14 protein-coding genes are annotated in these 16377 nt (G+C 58.4%); 9 read left to right on the top strand and 5 right to left on the bottom strand.

The genetic code is table 11. The features are described from left to right. Positions 1 to 12 precede the first annotated feature (12 nt). Positions 13 to 1569, bottom strand: coding sequence for a HAMP domain-containing sensor histidine kinase (locus tag Q0Y02_RS07830; RefSeq protein ID WP_297766745.1), 1557 nt, complete (start codon positions 1567 to 1569; stop codon positions 13 to 15). Further along, positions 1559 to 1828 (bottom strand): PP0621 family protein, encoded by a 270-nt coding sequence (locus Q0Y02_RS07825; RefSeq protein ID WP_297766744.1) that lies wholly within the window; start codon positions 1826 to 1828, stop codon positions 1559 to 1561. Before Q0Y02_RS07825 ends, Q0Y02_RS07830 begins: the two co-directional genes overlap by 11 nt. A 66-nt stretch (positions 1829 to 1894) precedes the next feature. Here Q0Y02_RS07825 and Q0Y02_RS07820 point away from each other — a divergent pair, with 66 nt between their 5' ends. Next, positions 1895 to 3520 (top strand): NAD+ synthase, encoded by a 1626-nt coding sequence (locus tag Q0Y02_RS07820; RefSeq protein WP_297766742.1) that lies wholly within the window; start codon positions 1895 to 1897, stop codon positions 3518 to 3520. A gap of 143 nt (positions 3521 to 3663) precedes the next feature. Here Q0Y02_RS07820 and Q0Y02_RS07815 read toward each other — a convergent pair whose 3' ends face one another. Beyond that, positions 3664 to 4479, bottom strand: a complete 816-nt coding sequence (locus tag Q0Y02_RS07815) for an outer membrane protein assembly factor BamD (RefSeq protein ID WP_035250059.1) — start codon at positions 4477 to 4479, stop codon at positions 3664 to 3666. Between the two features lie 71 nt (positions 4480 to 4550). Between Q0Y02_RS07815 and rluD the strand changes: the two genes are divergently transcribed. The 4 genes from rluD (at position 4551) to clpB (ending at position 9582) form a co-directional block, all read left to right on the top strand. Further along, entirely contained in the window at positions 4551 to 5528 is a 978-nt protein-coding gene (gene rluD, locus Q0Y02_RS07810) for a 23S rRNA pseudouridine(1911/1915/1917) synthase RluD (RefSeq protein ID WP_297766740.1), read from the top strand. Positions 5529 to 5548: 20 nt separating this feature from the next. Continuing rightward, positions 5549 to 5947 carry a hypothetical protein gene (locus Q0Y02_RS07805; RefSeq protein WP_297766738.1) on the top strand — a complete coding sequence of 133 codons (399 nt, stop codon included), beginning with the start codon at positions 5549 to 5551 and terminating at the stop codon, positions 5945 to 5947. 17 nt (positions 5948 to 5964) lie between these two features. Further along, on the top strand, positions 5965 to 6711 hold the full coding sequence (gene pgeF, locus Q0Y02_RS07800) for a peptidoglycan editing factor PgeF (protein WP_297766736.1): 747 nt from the start codon (positions 5965 to 5967) through the stop codon (positions 6709 to 6711). A 285-nt stretch (positions 6712 to 6996) separates the two neighbouring features. After that, on the top strand, positions 6997 to 9582 hold the full coding sequence (gene clpB, locus Q0Y02_RS07795; RefSeq protein ID WP_297766734.1) for an ATP-dependent chaperone ClpB: 2586 nt from the start codon (positions 6997 to 6999) through the stop codon (positions 9580 to 9582). A 72-nt stretch (positions 9583 to 9654) separates the two neighbouring features. Here the strand turns inward: clpB and Q0Y02_RS07790 are convergent, their stop codons facing one another. After that, a complete protein-coding gene (locus tag Q0Y02_RS07790) occupies positions 9655 to 10116 on the bottom strand; it encodes a DUF4124 domain-containing protein (protein ID WP_297766732.1) in 462 nt (153 codons plus the stop codon). 457 nt (positions 10117 to 10573) lie between these two features. Here Q0Y02_RS07790 and Q0Y02_RS07785 point away from each other — a divergent pair, with 457 nt between their 5' ends. Then, positions 10574 to 12295: an acetolactate synthase 3 large subunit gene (locus Q0Y02_RS07785; RefSeq protein ID WP_297766730.1), complete on the top strand. Its 1722-nt coding sequence runs from the start codon at positions 10574 to 10576 to the stop codon at positions 12293 to 12295. After that, the gene (gene ilvN, locus Q0Y02_RS07780) at positions 12295 to 12786 is read left to right on the top strand and encodes an acetolactate synthase small subunit (protein WP_035250069.1); all 492 of its coding nucleotides are present in this window, start codon (positions 12295 to 12297) and stop codon (positions 12784 to 12786) included. Before Q0Y02_RS07785 ends, ilvN begins: the two co-directional genes overlap by 1 nt. A gap of 132 nt (positions 12787 to 12918) precedes the next feature. Here ilvN and ilvY read toward each other — a convergent pair whose 3' ends face one another. Further along, positions 12919 to 13803 carry an HTH-type transcriptional activator IlvY gene (ilvY, locus tag Q0Y02_RS07775; protein ID WP_297766728.1) on the bottom strand — a complete coding sequence of 295 codons (885 nt, stop codon included), beginning with the start codon at positions 13801 to 13803 and terminating at the stop codon, positions 12919 to 12921. Positions 13804 to 13961: 158 nt separating this feature from the next. On the opposite strand from ilvY, the gene ilvC reads away from it, so the two are divergent. After that, positions 13962 to 14978, top strand: a complete 1017-nt coding sequence (gene ilvC / locus Q0Y02_RS07770; RefSeq protein WP_297766844.1) for a ketol-acid reductoisomerase — start codon at positions 13962 to 13964, stop codon at positions 14976 to 14978. 98 nt (positions 14979 to 15076) lie between these two features. Then, positions 15077 to 15856: a CDP-diacylglycerol--serine O-phosphatidyltransferase gene (gene pssA / locus Q0Y02_RS07765; RefSeq protein ID WP_297766726.1), complete on the top strand. Its 780-nt coding sequence runs from the start codon at positions 15077 to 15079 to the stop codon at positions 15854 to 15856. The last annotated feature ends 521 nt before the right edge of the window (positions 15857 to 16377 follow it).

The raw sequence follows: 16377 nt of genomic DNA, 5'->3' as shown, positions 1-16377 counted from the left end.
AATAAGATCGTGTTATTGAAATTGTCGGTGCGGGTGAGCAAAGGTTATCACAAAGCTGGCCCCGTTCGCGGTGTCTTCCAGATCCAGGGCTGCCTGGTTGGCCTGGCAAAGCTCCCGGCAAAGATAGAGCCCCAGTCCATTGCCGTCATTGGCTGTTGTGTAGAAGGGCTCAAAAAGGTGCCGGGCGGTCTCGGCGGGGATGCCATTGCCGTTATCCCGGATTCTGAGCCAGGGGAGCCCTGTTTGTTCATGACAGCCACATTCCAGCTCAACCTTGCACTCTTCGCCGCCATGCTGAAAGGCATTGCGGATCAGGTTGTCGACGACCTGGGTCAACTGGTTGCGATCAAAGCGCACTTCTACATCGGACTGGCAGGCTTGGTTCAGCCTGTGGCCCGCGTAGCCCCGCAGCGCCCATTGCTCACATAATTCGTTGAGATAGGGTGCCAGGCTAAAGCGCTCAGCCTGCCCCTTGCCCCGTCGAGAGAGATCGAGCACATCGTGAATGATGCCATTCACCCGGCCTACATGGTTGCGGATGATGCCGAGCAAATGCTGGTCTTCTTCGCTGGCAGTGCCGTCCAGAAGCAGCTCGGTGGCATGGTTGATCGCGCTTAACGGATTGCGTATCTCATGGGCAAGGGTGGCGGACAGTCGCCCCAGTGATGCCAGGTTCATCTGTTGCGCTTCCTGAGCGACGCGGGCGCTGTCTTCCAGAAATAATAGAGTGAGCAGCTCATGGTCCGTCTCCAGGGGAGCAAACCGGGGGCTGAGTAGCGGTGATTGTTCTGAGGTTCTCAGCGTAGCCAGGGGCAATAGTGGGTTGTCCTGCCATCGCTGGTAGCGGCTGACCAATTGCTTTGGCAACTGGTTGCCTAGCATGGGGGTGCCAAAGAGACTATTGGCTGCCTGGTTGGCCATCAGAATCCGGAAGGATTGGTCAAATACCACCACGCCGGTGCGCATGCGCTGCACAATTTGCTGGTTAAGCGCTTCCAGGCGTTCGATGGCCACGCGTTGGCGTTGAGCAATCCGCTCGCTTTGCTGCAGCCGCTGGGTTATCTGCTGGATAATCAGCGACACCATGAAGAAGGCGATACCCAGCAGGCCGGATTCGGTCAGCAGGAAAGGGGAATCGGACATGGCCTGCATGGAAAAGTAGAACTGCTCGAACATCATGGCCAGCGTGGCCAGGGCTGCGATCAAAAAACCAAGACGTCCGCGCAACAGAATGTTGCCGGCGGCCACCGTTACCAGAAGCAGTACCGCCAGGCCGCCCTCAAGACCACCATTGGCGTGGACAACCAGGGAGAGCATGGTCAAATCGGTAATGAGTGAGGCAGGTTGCGCCCAGGCCGGGTAAGCGCGTTTCTCGGCTCGAAAATCCAGAGTGGCGGATGCCAGTGTCAGTCCCAGGTAGACGAAAAGCGTGGTTTCAAACAGCAGCGGTAAGTGATTGCCAATCAGGGCTTTGTCGGGCCCAAAATGCAGCAGCATCAGGCTGCAAGCAATGGCAATCCGATAGACATTGTAGATGCGGGCAGGCGTCCACCCCTGACTAGTGGTCATGGTGCTCCAGATACAGGCGTTGGTGCTCCTGGGAGCAAAAGTGCCGGCCGTTGTGAGTGAAGGCTTCCGGGGCAGGAACATGCACGCCACACTGGGCACATTTGAGCATGGCCTGGGCATCCTGACCGCTACCGGGGGCGGAATTGTCGCGACGGTTCGCCTGCGAGAGCAGGTTTTTCACCACCCGCCAGGCCAGGTAGATCAGGGCGGCAATAACGAGCAGGCGAATCAGGCCCATCTTGTTCTCCTTGTTTGTCATGATGCGTTCATCGATTGCCGGCTAAAGAGTACAATCAGCGCTCACTTGAGGAAAGGCCGGTTAATCATGCGGATTATTATGGCCCAGCAGAATGCGCTGGTGGGCGACATTGAGGGCAATGCCCAGCGGGTGATCGATGCGGCAGACGAGGCTCGACGTCTGCTGGGTGCGGATCTGGTGCTGTTTCCGGAATTGATGCTGACGGGCTATCCGCCGGAGGATCTGCTGTTGCGCCCCAGTCTCAACAGTCGTGTGGATGCTGCGCTGGAGGCCATTGGTGAGCAGATCACGGTGCCGGTTGTGATTGGTTACCCTGCCGTGCGCAATGGCCAGCGTCGCAACACGGCCGGGGTAGTATTTCCTGGCGAGAGTCGACCCCGCCATGAATATTTCAAGCAGCACCTGCCCAATTACCGTGTGTTTGACGAAAAACGCTATTTTCAACCGGGTTCCGAGGCCTGCACCTTTGAGCTGGATGGCTGGACCCTGGGCCTGACGATCTGCGAGGACATCTGGCATAGCGGGCCCGCAGCCCAGCTACAACAGCAAGATGTGGATCTGGTTCTGAACCTGAATGCATCTCCATTCCGGGCCAACAAGTTTCAGGAGCGTCTGGAGCAGGTAGAGGCCCGCAGCCGCGAAACCGGCCTGCCAATCCTTTATTGCAACCTGGTGGGCGGCCAGGACGAGCTGATTTTTGATGGTGCGTCTTTTGTATGTGACAGCCAGGGGCGCCGTTGCGTGCAGGCTGCCAGCTTTACCGAAGCGCTGGTTCCGGTGGACCTGCAGTGCAGTGATGGACACTGCGAGCCAGTGGGCGAGCAGCTTCCGCTTCCCGGGCTGGAAGAAAGCCTTTATCAGGCGCTGGTGCTGGCAACCCGGGATTACGTGAACAAGAACGGTTTCAAGGGGGCTCTGCTGGGCCTGTCCGGTGGGATTGATTCAGCATTGACCCTGGCGGTGGCAGTGGATGCCCTCGGCCCGGATAGGGTAGAGGCGGTGATGATGCCATTCCGCTACACCTCCGCCATGAGCCTGGAGGACGCAGAGAAGCAGGCTCGGACCCTGCGTGTGCATTATCGGGTGCTGCCCATCGAGTCTGCGTTTAATGGGTTCATGGATATTCTCAGTGAAGCATTTGCCGGGCAGGAGAAAGATACCACCGAGGAGAACCTGCAGGCGCGCTGCCGTGGGGTCCTGCTTATGGCGCTATCCAACAAGAACGGGTCCGTGGTGCTGACAACCGGCAACAAGAGCGAGATGGCAGTGGGCTATGCCACGCTCTACGGGGATATGGCGGGTGGTTTCTCGGTGCTCAAAGATGTGTTCAAGACCATGGTTTACCGCCTCGCTACCTGGCGCAACCAGCAGGCTGGCGTGGAAATTATCCCGGAGCGGGTGATCACGCGCCCGCCATCAGCAGAGCTGGCACCCGACCAGGTAGACAGTGATTCCTTGCCGGGTTACGACGAACTGGATGCGATTCTCGAGCGCTATGTGGAGCAGGACATGAGCGCTGAAGCGGTGATACGTGACGGCTTTGATCGAGAGAATGTCTACCGGGTCGTCAAGCTCACCGACCGCAACGAATACAAACGCCGGCAGGCTGCGGTGGGTCCCCGCGTCAGCCGCCGGGCTTTCGGCAAGGATCGCCGTTACCCGATCACCAATGGCTGGCGACCGGGGGACTGAGAGCAGTTACAAGCTACAAGCAGCAAGCTACAAGGAAAAGCAAAGTGAAAAAAAGGGTGGCTCCGAATATTAGTCGGTGCCACCCTTTTTTAGCTAGAAGCTAGAAGCTAGAAGCTAGAAGCTAGAAGCTAGAAGCTAGAAGCTTACAGAAGGTCAAACGTCAACAGACTCAGCAGCCCGTCATCCTCGTCTGGCCACCATGCCAGATCGACCTGCTTGTCATTGTCGAGAAATTTACTGTCCGGCCAGTTCAGAGCCAGTACATCACGACTTTTCTCTGCCAGTTCTGGTTGCTTCAGGCGCTGGTAGCCTTTCGCCATGATGGCCAGGGCTTCGGGTACAGCGGGGGTCTGTTGGTAGTGCTTGACCACATACTGGGCCCGGTTGATGGATGCGATGATGGCGCCGCGACGAGCATAGTAGCGGGCCACATGCAGTTCCTGGCGGGCCAGCTGGTTACGAATGTGGACCATGCGTGAGCGGGCATCCGGCGCGTATTCACTGTCCGGGAATCGATTCACCAGGCGCTCGAAATCCCGGAATGCGTCCTTGGCGGCGCCCATGTCCTTGCTGGACTTGTCGGAGCTCACCATATTGTCGAACAGGCCTTTCTCCATATTGAAATTGGCCAGCCCGCGCATGTACAGCGCGTAGTCCATGCGCGGATGGGCCGGGTAATTGCGCATGAAACGCTGGGCCGCGACTACAGTGGCCGGGTAATCCACCGCCCGATACTGGGCGTAGATCAGATCCAGGGCTGCCTGCTCGGCAAAATCACCGTAGGGAAAGCGGGCTTCCAGCTCCTTGAGCTGATCGATAGCGGTCAGATAATTCCTGGATTCCAGCGACTCGCTGGCTTCCCGGTACTGGTCCACCTCGGTAAGCTCCGGGCGCTCCTTGTTGCTGGCACAGCCGGCGAGTAGCAGCAGGCCAAGCAATGGCCATAAAAGACGTGGCATTCTTCCCTCGTTAAACGGTTACAATGACGGGCTAGGTATTTTAGATACGGCATTTAAACACAGGTTGCACTATGGGACATCTTGGCGGCGAGAAAATTCAGCGTAGCGAGCAGGTGCGCGCAGATCAGGTGGGGCAGCGGGTCGATCAGGCCGCCGCCGAGCTGTTCGAGGGGTTTTCCCGTTCACGGCTGCAGGGCTGGATCAAGGACGGAGTGCTGACGGTCAATGGTGCCAAAGCCAGGCCCAAGGACAAGCTGATCGGTAATGAGTGCCTGGCCCTGGAGGTAGAGATCGCGCCGGAACTGGACGACCAGCCCCAGTCCATTGAGCTGGATGTGGTCTACCAGGATGACGACCTGATCGTGATCAACAAACCCACCGGCCTGGTGGTACACCCGGCAGCGGGGCATGCGGATGGCACCTTGCTGAATGGTCTGCTGCATCTCGATGAGCGCCTTAACAGTCTGCCTCGAGCGGGTATCGTCCACCGGCTGGATCGGGATACCACCGGCCTGATGGTGGTGGCTCGCTCACTGGAAGCCCACCAGAGCCTGGTGGCCCAGCTGCAGGATAAGAGTCTGTTCCGTCAGTACGAAGCCATTGCCGTAGGTGTGATGACCGGCGGTGGCAAGGTGGATGCGCCAATGGGACGCCACCCGGTGGATCGCAAGAAGCAGGCGGTGGTGAAAACCGGGGGCAAGAACGCGGTTACCCATTACCGCGTACTGGACCGTTACCGGGCCCACACCCGCATCAAGGTGCAGTTGGAAACCGGCCGGACCCATCAGATTCGGGTGCACATGGCTCATCGTAATTACCCCCTGGTGGGCGATCCGCTCTATGGCGGTCGCCTCAAACAGCCCGCTGGCGCCAGCGAAGCCCTGCGTGAGGCCCTGCGGCGTTTCCCCCGGCAGGCTCTGCATGCCCGCAAGCTTGGCTTGATTCACCCGGCCACGGGCGAATACTGTGAATTCGAAGCGCCGCTGCCGGAAGATATGCAGGAGCTGATTCGGGTGCTGGAACAGGATGCTCGACCCGACGAGCAGTAATACTTCAAGGACGAAGTCGAATGATGAAAACCGTTAATTCAGGGGCGGCTTTGCTGTCCCTTTTATTGTCGGGCTGTATCAGTACCTACCATGCCTGGGATGGCACAAAAGGGTATCAGGAGGAGCAGCTTGATGAGCGTCAGTTCAAGGTAAGCTATGCTGCGGATCAGTCCACCCGTTGGAGCTGGCTGGATGGTTACCTTGAACGGCGTTGCCAGGAGCTGGCAGGTCCGCAAGTGTCGCAAGTGACAGACATTAAACACGATACTCAAACGGTTACTGCAATGTCTTCGGTCCAAGTAGGGGCGCCAATGCTCCCTGTGGACCGAGATCATGGCGCTGTGGTGATGCCTGCAACGTTGGCACCACATGAAGTCGTCTTTAATCTGAAAAAAGCCGAAGGACATTGCTCTTTCTGAGTGACGAGGAGTGCCGGATGACCCTACCCGCCCGATCCCAATGGCTGTGGCCCAGCTGGCAGCCGCACCCTGACGTGCGTGTGGCTGTGACCACCCGGGCCGGCAGTCATTCCCCGGCCCCGTGGGGTGGCTTCAATCTGGGTATGAACTGCGGCGATCAGCCTGCGCGTGTGGAGCAGGCCAGGCATCACGTGGAAAAACTGCTTCAGGCAGATCATCCGGTGGCCTGGCTGACGCAGGTCCATGGCAAGCGGGTTATCCGGGCAGATGACGCTGATGACGAAGCCGATGGTGTTTGGACCGACCAGCAGCGCTGGCCCTGTGTGGTGCTCACTGCAGACTGTCTGCCGGTACTGCTGGCGCGAACCGATGGCAGCGCTGTGGCAGCAGTCCATGCGGGCTGGCGAGGCCTGCAGGCTGGTATTGTCGCTGAAGGAGTGAAGAGTATAGCTCCGGATGGTGAGCCAGTCAGTGCCTGGTTGGGGCCGGCCATCTGCGGGAAATGCTACCAGGTGGGTGATGAGGTCTACCGGGCTTTTGTTGATGCCCACGCCGATTTCAAAGCCGCCTTTCATGCGGATGCCACGCCTCATCACTGGCGCTTTTCCGTCGCTCAGGCGGCCATGATAGAGCTGGCCCGTCTGGGCGTAGAGGATGTTCAGGGGGGCGAGCTCTGTACCGCCTGTGATCTCAAGCGCTTTTACTCCTTCCGCAAGGAAGGCGACACGGGCCGGTTTGCGTCTCTGATCTGGCTCGACGAATAAAAGAGCAGTGAATAGTTAATAGTGAACAGTGAATAGTTCGCGTCCGGGGTGAATCGATTCTGAAACGCAAGAGGCCGCGCTCATGGTTTGGGCGCGGCCTCTTGCGTTTCAGAAACAGACAAGCCGCCTCGCGTCGCTGTTAACTGTTCACTATTAACTCTTCATTGCTCTTGAATCTGGCCCAATCGGACCCATTTATAGGCCAGATGATTAATAACCGGTGATCGTGGCTGGCTTGCCGACAGGGGGCCGGAATGCGGATCACAACCGGATAGGAGAGCCCAAATGCGAATGGATAAACTCACTGCCCGCCTGCAGCAAGCGCTGTCTGACGCGCAATCCCTGGCCGTGGGGCAGGGCAACAGCACGATTGAACCGGTCCACCTGATGCTGGCGCTGATGCAGCAGCAGGGTGGGGCGGCCCGCCCTTTACTGGAAAAAACCGGTGCCAACAGTGGCGATGTGATCACCGCCTTGAATATGGCCGTGGACAAGCTGCCCACGGTGGGTGATTTCAATGGTGATGTGCAGATGGGGCAGGCCACTGGCCGCCTTCTTAACATGGCAGACCGCGAGGCTCAGCAGCGTGGTGACCAGTATCTGTCCACAGAAGTGGTATTGCTGGCGGCCTGTGACGATAACGGCGAACTTGGCAAGCTGATGAAGAACGCCGGTGTCACCAAAAAGGTGCTGGCGGCGAAGATCGCCGAGGTGCGAGGCGGAGAGGCTGTGGACGACCCCAATGCGGAGGACAAGCGCGAGGCGCTGGACAAGTACACGGTGAATCTGACCGAACGGGCCGAGTCCGGCAAGCTGGACCCGGTGATCGGCCGTGACGACGAAATTCGCCGCACTATCCAGGTATTGCAGCGCCGCACCAAGAACAACCCGGTACTGATTGGCGAACCCGGGGTGGGCAAGACCGCCATTGTCGAAGGGTTGGCCCAGCGGATCGTCAATGGTGAAGTACCGGAAGGTCTGAAGGACAAGCAGGTGCTGTCCCTGGATATGGCGGCACTGATTGCCGGCGCCAAATACCGGGGCGAATTCGAGGAGCGACTCAAGGCCGTTCTCAATGAACTTTCCAAGCAGGAAGGGCGCATCATCCTGTTTATTGATGAGCTGCATACCATGGTCGGCGCTGGCAAGGGCGAGGGCTCCATGGATGCCGGCAATATGTTGAAGCCTGCCCTGGCTCGCGGTGAGCTGCACTGCGTGGGTGCGACGACGCTGGATGAATATCGTAAGTACATCGAGAAGGATGCGGCCCTGGAGCGCCGCTTCCAGAAGGTGCAAGTGGATGAGCCCACCGTGGAAGACACCATTGCCATCCTGCGTGGTCTGAAAGAGCGCTACGAGGTTCACCATGGTGTAGACATCAGCGACGGCGCCATTATCGCGGCAGCAAAGCTCAGCCATCGCTATATCACCGACCGGCAATTGCCGGATAAGGCCATCGATCTGATTGATGAGGCGGGTAGCCGTATCCGCATGGAAATCGATTCCATGCCGGAAGAAATGGATCGACTGGACCGCCGCCTTATCCAGCTCAAGATGGAGCGCGAGGCGCTGCGCAAGGAGGAGGATGAGGCCAGCAAGAAACGGCTGGAAAAGCTGGAAGACGATATTGACGAACTGGAAAAGCAGTACGCGGATCTGGAGGAAATCTGGCAGGCCGAAAAAGCCGCCTTGCAGGGTGCTCAAGAGTACAAGGCCGAGCTGGAGCAGGCCCGCGTCGAACTGGAACAGGCCCGTCGTGCCGGGGATCTGAGTCGCATGTCCGAGCTGCAGTATGGGGTGATTCCTGAACTGGAGAAAAAGGTCCTGGCCGCCCAGGATCAGGAAGAGCAGCACTCTCAGACCGAAAATCAGTTGCTGCGCAACAAGGTGACCGACGAGGAAATCGCCGAGGTGGTATCCAAGTGGACCGGAATTCCGGTCGCCAAGATGCTGGAAGGCGAGAAGGACAAGCTACTGCGCATGGAAGAGGCCCTGCACCAGCGGGTAGTGGGCCAGGCAGAAGCGGTGGAAGCGGTGGCCAATGCGGTTCGCCGTTCCCGGGCTGGGCTGTCCGATCCGAACCGCCCCAATGGCAGCTTCCTGTTCCTCGGCCCTACCGGGGTGGGCAAGACCGAGTTGTGCAAGGCGCTGGCGAACTTCCTGTTCGATACCGAAGAGGCCATGGTGCGTATCGACATGTCCGAGTTCATGGAGAAACACTCCGTGGCGCGGCTGGTGGGTGCGCCTCCGGGCTATGTGGGTTACGAAGAGGGGGGCTACCTGACCGAAGCTGTGCGCCGCAAGCCGTACTCGGTGGTGTTGCTGGATGAGGTGGAAAAGGCGCACCCGGATGTGTTCAACATCTTGTTGCAGGTGCTGGACGATGGTCGCTTGACCGATGGTCAGGGTCGTACCGTGGATTTTCGCAACACCGTGGTGGTGATGACCTCAAATCTGGGCTCCGACCTGATCCAGAAACTGGCCGGAGACAACGATTATGAGGCCATGAAAGCGGCGGTCATGGAGGTAGTGGGCAATCACTTTCGTCCGGAATTCATCAACCGGGTGGACGAGACCGTGGTGTTCCATCCGTTGGCCAAGGACCAGCTCAAGGGGATTGCTGCCATTCAGCTGGATTATCTGCGCAAGCGGTTGGCTGAACGGGAAATTCGCCTTGAGCTAAGCGATGCGGCCCTGGATAAACTGGTGGAAGCCGGCTTCGACCCGGTTTACGGTGCCCGGCCGCTGAAGCGGGCCATTCAGCAGCAGCTGGAAAACCCGTTGGCTCAGTCCCTGCTCAGAGGGGAGTTCGGTCAGGGAGATACCATCTCGATAGATGTGGACGAGGGCCGGTTCAAATTTGATCATTGATCCGGGTTTCGCCAACACAAAAAAGCCGCAGGGTAATCTGCGGCTTTTTTTGTGCGTCCCTGGCAGGCAGTGCTATGACGCTTCGCACTGCTCAAGCGCTTTGCGGGTTTTTTCCAGGATGGCTTCCCGCTTGTCCTGGTCAATCACTTCCATTTCACCGGTTTCCGGGTTTTCCTGGCGAACCGTCGGTTTGTTGATGAGGATGTCGAGATTCTTGCGATACTGCTCGCAACGCTCCTGCTGGACCGCATCGGGTTCGGTTTTTTCCCGTCGTGCCTCTTCCGCTGCTTTTTCGGCTTTTTCTCGCTCTTTTTCGGCCTTGTCACGTTTTTCCTGCAGCGATTCCAGGGCCCGATCCTGATCCGAGCTGGCATTGGCGCGGGTGTTCACTTCTGAGGATGTCGTGCCCTGCGGCGGGTTGGCCCCGTAGTGAGTCACCCCCTGATCGTCGACCCACTTATAAAATTTGGCCGCCGAGCTGGCGCTGGCGAGGATGAGCAGGGCGCTACCAAGCAACAGGCTGAATTTGGTCATAATGTCGGTCTTCTTATTGGGTTGTCTTCAACTCTCGTACTTTAGCATGACGGGTGAAGGGGATTTTCTGCAACCCAAACCCGACCAAGGGCTTTGATTCATCGCACATTTCTGACAAAATTAGACCTTTCCGGAGATCGGGACCCGCATTCGCTTACCGGCGTGTGTGAGGCCGGGACCCGGGGCACCGTTACCGCGATGTCCTGCCAGCAGTATCACTGCACTCTCGTCCCGCTGTGGGAGCCTCCGGAGGTTTCTCATTCCTATAAAGCGGGAGTAATCCCTCTTCAGGTCTGCATTGCCTCCGCGTTGCCCTCCCGGCCTGTGTTCGTGTCGGCCACCTCCGACAGGACCCCAGAGCACCCACATACGGTGCTTTATCCACAGGCAGCAAGTTGTAAACCCCGTCCCGCTGCGAGGCAGTGGGTTGTATGCATTCTGATTTGAGGTAGCAACCGTGGAAATGTTATCCGGCGCGGAGATGGTGGTCCGTGCGCTGCAAGACGAGGGAGTGGAGTACATCTTCGGGTATCCCGGAGGGTCTGTACTGCACATTTATGATGCATTGTTCCAGCAGGACTCTGTCAGCCACATTCTGGTTCGCCACGAGCAGGCTGCCACCCATGCGGCGGACGGTTATGCCCGTGCCACCGGCAAGCCCGGTGTGGTCATGGTGACCTCCGGCCCTGGCGCCACCAATGCCATTACCGGTCTTGCCACCGCCTTCATGGATTCCATTCCCATGATCGTGCTGTCTGGTCAGGTGCGCTCCGACTGGATTGGCGATGACGCCTTCCAGGAAACCGACATGATCGGCGTGTCCCGTCCGGTGGTGAAGCACAGCTTCATGGTCCGCGATGCCAAAGACATTCCCGAGATCATGAAAAAGGCGTTCTACATTGCCACTACCGGCCGTCCCGGCCCGGTACTGATCGATATTCCCAAAGATCAGACCGCGCCGAATGTGAAGAACCCCTACGAATACCCGAAAAAGGTCAAGATGCGCTCCTACGCGCCGGTCAGCCGTGGTCATTCCGGCCAGATCCGCAAGGCCGTGGAAGAGCTGATGAAAGCCAAGCGCCCGGTGATCTATGCCGGCGGCGGCGTGATTCAGGGAGAGGGAAGTGAGCTGCTCACCAAGCTGGCCCATCGCCTGAATTTCCCGGTGACCAATACCCTGATGGGGTTGGGTTGTTTCCCGGGGACTGACCCGCAGAATGTGGGCATGCTGGGCATGCATGGCACCTATGAAGCCAATATGACCATGCATAGTTCCGACGTTATTCTTGCCGTGGGGGCTCGCCTGGACGACCGGGTGACCAACAACGTGAAGAAATTCTGCCCGGGTGCCAAGATCATCCACATCGATATCGACCCGGCGACTATCTCCAAGAACATCATGGCGCATATTCCCATTGTGGGCCCGGTGCATCAGGTGCTGGAGGAGATGCTGTCAGCTCTTGACGAGCACGGTGGCGAGCCGGACCAGAAGGCGCTGGAGCGTTGGTGGGAAGAGATTGAAGGTTGGCGCAAGGTTCACGGCATGCGCTATGAGACCAATGAGAACGGTCCCATGAAGCCTCAGCAGGTTGTGCAGGCGCTGTATAAGGCCACCAAGGGCGATGCCTATGTAACCTCGGACGTAGGTCAGCACCAGATGTTTGCCGCCCAGTACTACCAGTACGACAAGCCCCGTCGCTGGATCAACTCCGGGGGGCTGGGCACCATGGGCTTCGGTCTGCCGGCGGCCATGGGCGTGCAGTTTGCATTCCCCGACGCCACCGTGGCCTGTGTGACTGGTGAAGGCTCCATCCAGATGAATATCCAGGAGCTGTCCACCTGCCTGCAGTATGGTCTGCCGGTGAAGATCATCAATATCAACAACCAGGCCCTGGGCATGGTGCGTCAGTGGCAGGACATGCAATACGGTGGCCGCCACAGCCAGTCCTACATGGAATCCCTGCCGGATTTCGTGGCCCTGGCCGAGGCCTATGGTCATGTGGGCATGAAGATTACCAAGATCGAGGATCTGGAAGGGGCCATGAACGAAGCCTTCGCCCTGAAAGATCGCCTGGTATTCATGGATATCTATGTGGACCCCACCGAGCACGTGTACCCGATGCAGATTGCAGACGGCTCCATGCGTGATATGTGGCTGAGCAAGACGGAGCGGACCTGATGCGTCGAATTATCTCTATTCTGATGGAAAACGAGCCGGGCGCACTGAGCCGGGTAATCGGTCTGTTCTCCCAGCGTGGTTACAACATCGAAAGCTTGTCGGTGGCCCCCACCGAGGACAGCACCCTGTCCCGCCTCACCCTGACCACCTTCGGTAATGATCTGAAGATCGAGCAGATCACCAAGCATCTCAACAAGCTGATCGAAGTGGTCAAGCTGGTGGATCTCACCGAGGGTGCCCACATTGAGCGCGAGCTGATGCTGATCAAGGTGAAAGCCACCGGTGCCCAGCGTGCCGAGGTAAAGCGTAGTGTGGACATCTTCCGCGGCCAGATCGTGGATGTGACCAGCACCGTCTATACCGTTCAGCTCACCGGTGCTTCCGACAAGCTGGACGCCTTTATCGGTGCCATTGGGGAAACCCAGGTACTGGAAGTGGTGCGTTCCGGCGTGTCCGGGATCTCCCGGGGCGAGAAGGTGCTGAGCCTGTAAGAACGCTCGACGCCTGATGCCAGCAAAAAAGCCGCTCTTCGGAGCGGTTTTTTTATGTCCTGTATTCTGGTGCAGGAGTGCCGTTGGCGGCGCGCTCCCTGGTGCTGGGTTACCGCGCCGCTAGAGAAAGAACTATTCCGGTAGCTGCGACCAGAAGGCTTGAATCAACGGCTCTTCCCGCCGCCTCTCCTGCGTAAACAGGCCCACCTCGTAGGGCGCAAGCGCAGGCTGCACATCCAGGGGCCGGGTGCGACCGGCCAGGGGGCTGTTGTCCAGCACGATCTTCGGCACGATGCCCACCCCGAACCCCAGGCTGACCATGCTGACGATGGCCTCATTGCCTCCCACCTGGGCGTAGATGTGCGGCTTCACTCCCAGTTGTCGAAACCAGCGATCCACCCGCTCCCGGGCCAGGCCCTCCTCGGAAAGAATCATGGGAACCTCTTCCCAGGCCGTTTTGCTGGCGGTGCCGCTGAGCCGCTCAGCCAGCTGGGCCTGGCCGGCCTGAGCAATAAACAGCAGCGGGGAGCGGGCGATGGGGCGGAAGGCGATACCGGCGGGCAGGTGATCCGGGCGGGCGCCGATGGCGATATCTTCCTCGCCATGCTGGATCCGTTGTACTGCCTGTGCCGGGTCACCGGTGTGCAGCTTCAGCTCAATGCGTGGGTACTGGTGGCGAAAGCTGCTGAGGATGTCGTAGAGAAAACTGTAGCTGGCGGTCACTGAGCAGTACAGGCTCAGCTCCCCCTGTAGTACACGCCGGTCTTCCTGCAGGGCGTGGCGCAGATTGTCCCAGCGCATCAGGGTGTCGCGGGCGTATTCCTGGAAACGTTGGCCTTCCCGGGTCAGGGTGACGCTGCGATTGTCCCGGTAGAACAGCGGCACGCCCAGCTCGTCCTCCAGTTGCTGGATGGTTCGGCTGAGTGTGGAGGGACTCACATGGCACATGGTGCTGGTGCGGCCGAAGTGCAGGGTGTCCGCCAGGGTCAGGAACAGGCGCAGGGGTTTGGTATCCATGACTCTCTCGTTGTTGCAGTAATCGCAATGCAATGTTTCAAATATATCATTTTACGCAATGAGGCGGATAGCCTAGAGTGGCGGGCCTGTCCGGGTGGGCTCCTTGAGAGCCTGCCTGTCACCGATTTCCGTTATCTGAAAGAGCCAGAGCTATGAGCATGCAAGTGTATTACGACAAGGATTGCGATCTTTCCATCATCCAGGGCAAGAAAGTGGCCATCATTGGCTATGGTTCCCAGGGGCACGCCCACGCCTGCAACCTGAATGATTCCGGTGTAGACGTGACTGTCGGTCTGCGCTCCGGTTCTTCTTCCATCGCCAAGGCCGAAGCCCATGGTCTGAAGGTTAGCGACGTACCGGCTGCAGTGGCTGCTGCTGATGTGGTCATGATCCTGACCCCGGACGAGTTCCAGTCCCAGCTGTACCGTGACGAAATCGAGCCGAACCTGAAAAAAGGCGCGACCCTGGCGTTCGCCCATGGTTTTGCCATCCATTACAACCAGATCGTGCCGCGCGCGGATCTGGACGTGATCATGATCGCTCCCAAGGCGCCGGGTCACACCGTTCGCACCGAGTTCACCAAGGGCGGCGGTATTCCTGACCTGATCGCCATCTTCCAGGATGCCTCCGGCAACGCCAAAAACGTGGCTCTGTCCTACGCCTCCGGCGTGGGTGGCGGCCGTACCGGTATCATTGAAACCACCTTCAAGGACGAAACCGAAACCGACCTGTTCGGTGAGCAGGCAGTCCTGTGTGGCGGTGCGGTAGAGCTGGTTAAAGCCGGTTTCGAAACCCTGACCGAAGCGGGTTATGCCCCGGAAATGGCCTACTTCGAGTGTCTCCACGAGCTCAAGCTGATCGTTGACCTGATGTACGAAGGCGGCATCGCCAACATGAACTACTCCATCTCCAACAATGCGGAGTACGGTGAGTACGTGACTGGCCCTGAAGTCATCAACGACGAATCCCGTGCGGCCATGCGTAACGCGCTGAAGCGTATCCAGAGCGGTGAGTACGCCAAGCAGTTCATCTCCGAAGGCGCGCTGAACTATCCGTCCATGACGGCGGCCCGTCGTAACAACGCGGCTCACCCCATCGAGCAGGTGGGTGAGAAGCTGCGCGGCATGATGCCGTGGATCCAGGCAAACCAGATCGTCGACAAGAGCAAGAACTAAGAGCTTGTTTCGATCATCAAAAAACGCGGCTTCGGCCGCGTTTTTTGTTTGCGGTCACTGAGTTAGACTAGTCACACCCAATTTGGATGGACCTCCCCATGCAGGATAACGACAAGACAACCACCCCGGAGCAGCCCGACACCTTTGAGGTGGTGGAAGCCGAGCACCGTACCGGCGCCCGCCACAAGGGGGTTTATCTGCTGCCTAATCTGTTTACCACCGGTGCCCTGTTCGCCGGCTTCTATGCCATCGTGGCGGCCATGAACGGCCTGTTCGAGCACGCTGCAATCGGCATTATCGTGGCCGGCATCCTGGATGGTCTGGATGGCGGGGTGGCCAGGCTCACCAATACCCAGAGCAAGTTCGGGGCGGAGTATGACTCCCTGTCCGACTGTGTGGCCTTTGGGGTGGCGCCGGGGCTGGTGGCCTATTCCTGGGGATTGACCGAGCTGGGCAAGTTTGGCTGGATGGCCGCCTTTATCTATGTGGCCTGTGCCGCCTTGCGTCTGGCGCGCTTCAATGTGCAGGCGGAGAGCACCGACAAGCGCTTCTTTATCGGCCTGCCAAGCCCCACAGGGGCCGGGCTGGTAGCGACGCTGGTGTGGCTGGGGGCCAGTCGCGGCATGGACGGCAACGAGATCTCCTGGGTTGTGGCGTTGGTGGTCGCTGGCGCCGGTCTGCTGATGGTGTCTTCGGTGAAGTATCACTCCTTCAAGGAATTCCATATTGGCCGGGTTCCCTTCAAGGTGCTGCTGGGTGTCATTGTGGCGTTTGCCATTGTCTTTCTGGATCCGCCTCTGGTGTTGCTCACCGTAGCCATCGTTTATGTGACAGCGGGGCTATTGATGAGCCTCTGGCGATTGCGTAAAGGGGGCTGATCTCGCAAAACGTTTCCGAAGGGCGCCATGATGGCGCCTTTTTTCGTTCCTGTGCCAGGACGGAATGCCAAGAAGGCGCTATTTTTTGCGTATAGCGAGTCCAGGGTGAGGATTTATTGCCTCCGGGCGTAGAGAAAAAGGCGTGAATCAGCGGATTCCTTTCCTGTGGTCGTCCTGAAGATGTATCGCTAAGCAAATGAATCTGCTCAAGAAACCACCGTATATGGGGGTTTTCGATGGTTTTTTGCCCGTGATGCCTAAAAGGTGACCGTTTGATAAAAAAGTGATGAAAAAAGTGTTGACGGTCCCCCGGAAATCTCTAGAATGCGCCTCCACAGACACGGCGGACACGGCAACACGCCAAGGACGCAGTGAAGGAAGCCAAGGCTTCCAAGCTCTTTAACAATCAGGCAAGCAAACGTGTGGGACCTGTTCGGGACGATGTCTTTACAGATAATCAGTTCTGAACGAGTCAACAAAGTTTTTGTTAATTCAGATGATGAACTGAGCATGGTTTAAGT

This window comes from uncultured Alcanivorax sp., from assembly GCF_947258575.1.
Taxonomy (GTDB): Bacteria; Pseudomonadota; Gammaproteobacteria; order Pseudomonadales; family Alcanivoracaceae; genus Alcanivorax.
The sequence above is the reverse complement of the archived record's forward strand: the minus strand, read 5'-3'. Positions and strand labels throughout refer to the sequence as shown.

Coding starts and splice junctions, on each gene's coding strand:
- Q0Y02_RS07815 (WP_035250059.1), bottom strand. CDS start 4,479: ATGCCACGTCTTTTATGGCCATTGCTTGGCCTGCTGCTACTCGCCGGC.
- pssA (WP_297766726.1), top strand. CDS start 15,077: ATGCAGGATAACGACAAGACAACCACCCCGGAGCAGCCCGACACCTTT.
- ilvC (WP_297766844.1), top strand. CDS start 13,962: ATGCAAGTGTATTACGACAAGGATTGCGATCTTTCCATCATCCAGGGC.
- Q0Y02_RS07830 (WP_297766745.1), bottom strand. CDS start 1,569: ATGACCACTAGTCAGGGGTGGACGCCTGCCCGCATCTACAATGTCTAT.
- Q0Y02_RS07790 (WP_297766732.1), bottom strand. CDS start 10,116: ATGACCAAATTCAGCCTGTTGCTTGGTAGCGCCCTGCTCATCCTCGCC.
- Q0Y02_RS07820 (WP_297766742.1), top strand. CDS start 1,895: ATGCGGATTATTATGGCCCAGCAGAATGCGCTGGTGGGCGACATTGAG.
- ilvY (WP_297766728.1), bottom strand. CDS start 13,803: ATGGATACCAAACCCCTGCGCCTGTTCCTGACCCTGGCGGACACCCTG.
- clpB (WP_297766734.1), top strand. CDS start 6,997: ATGCGAATGGATAAACTCACTGCCCGCCTGCAGCAAGCGCTGTCTGAC.
- pgeF (WP_297766736.1), top strand. CDS start 5,965: ATGACCCTACCCGCCCGATCCCAATGGCTGTGGCCCAGCTGGCAGCCG.
- Q0Y02_RS07805 (WP_297766738.1), top strand. CDS start 5,549: ATGATGAAAACCGTTAATTCAGGGGCGGCTTTGCTGTCCCTTTTATTG.
- rluD (WP_297766740.1), top strand. CDS start 4,551: ATGGGACATCTTGGCGGCGAGAAAATTCAGCGTAGCGAGCAGGTGCGC.
- Q0Y02_RS07825 (WP_297766744.1), bottom strand. CDS start 1,828: ATGACAAACAAGGAGAACAAGATGGGCCTGATTCGCCTGCTCGTTATT.
- ilvN (WP_035250069.1), top strand. CDS start 12,295: ATGCGTCGAATTATCTCTATTCTGATGGAAAACGAGCCGGGCGCACTG.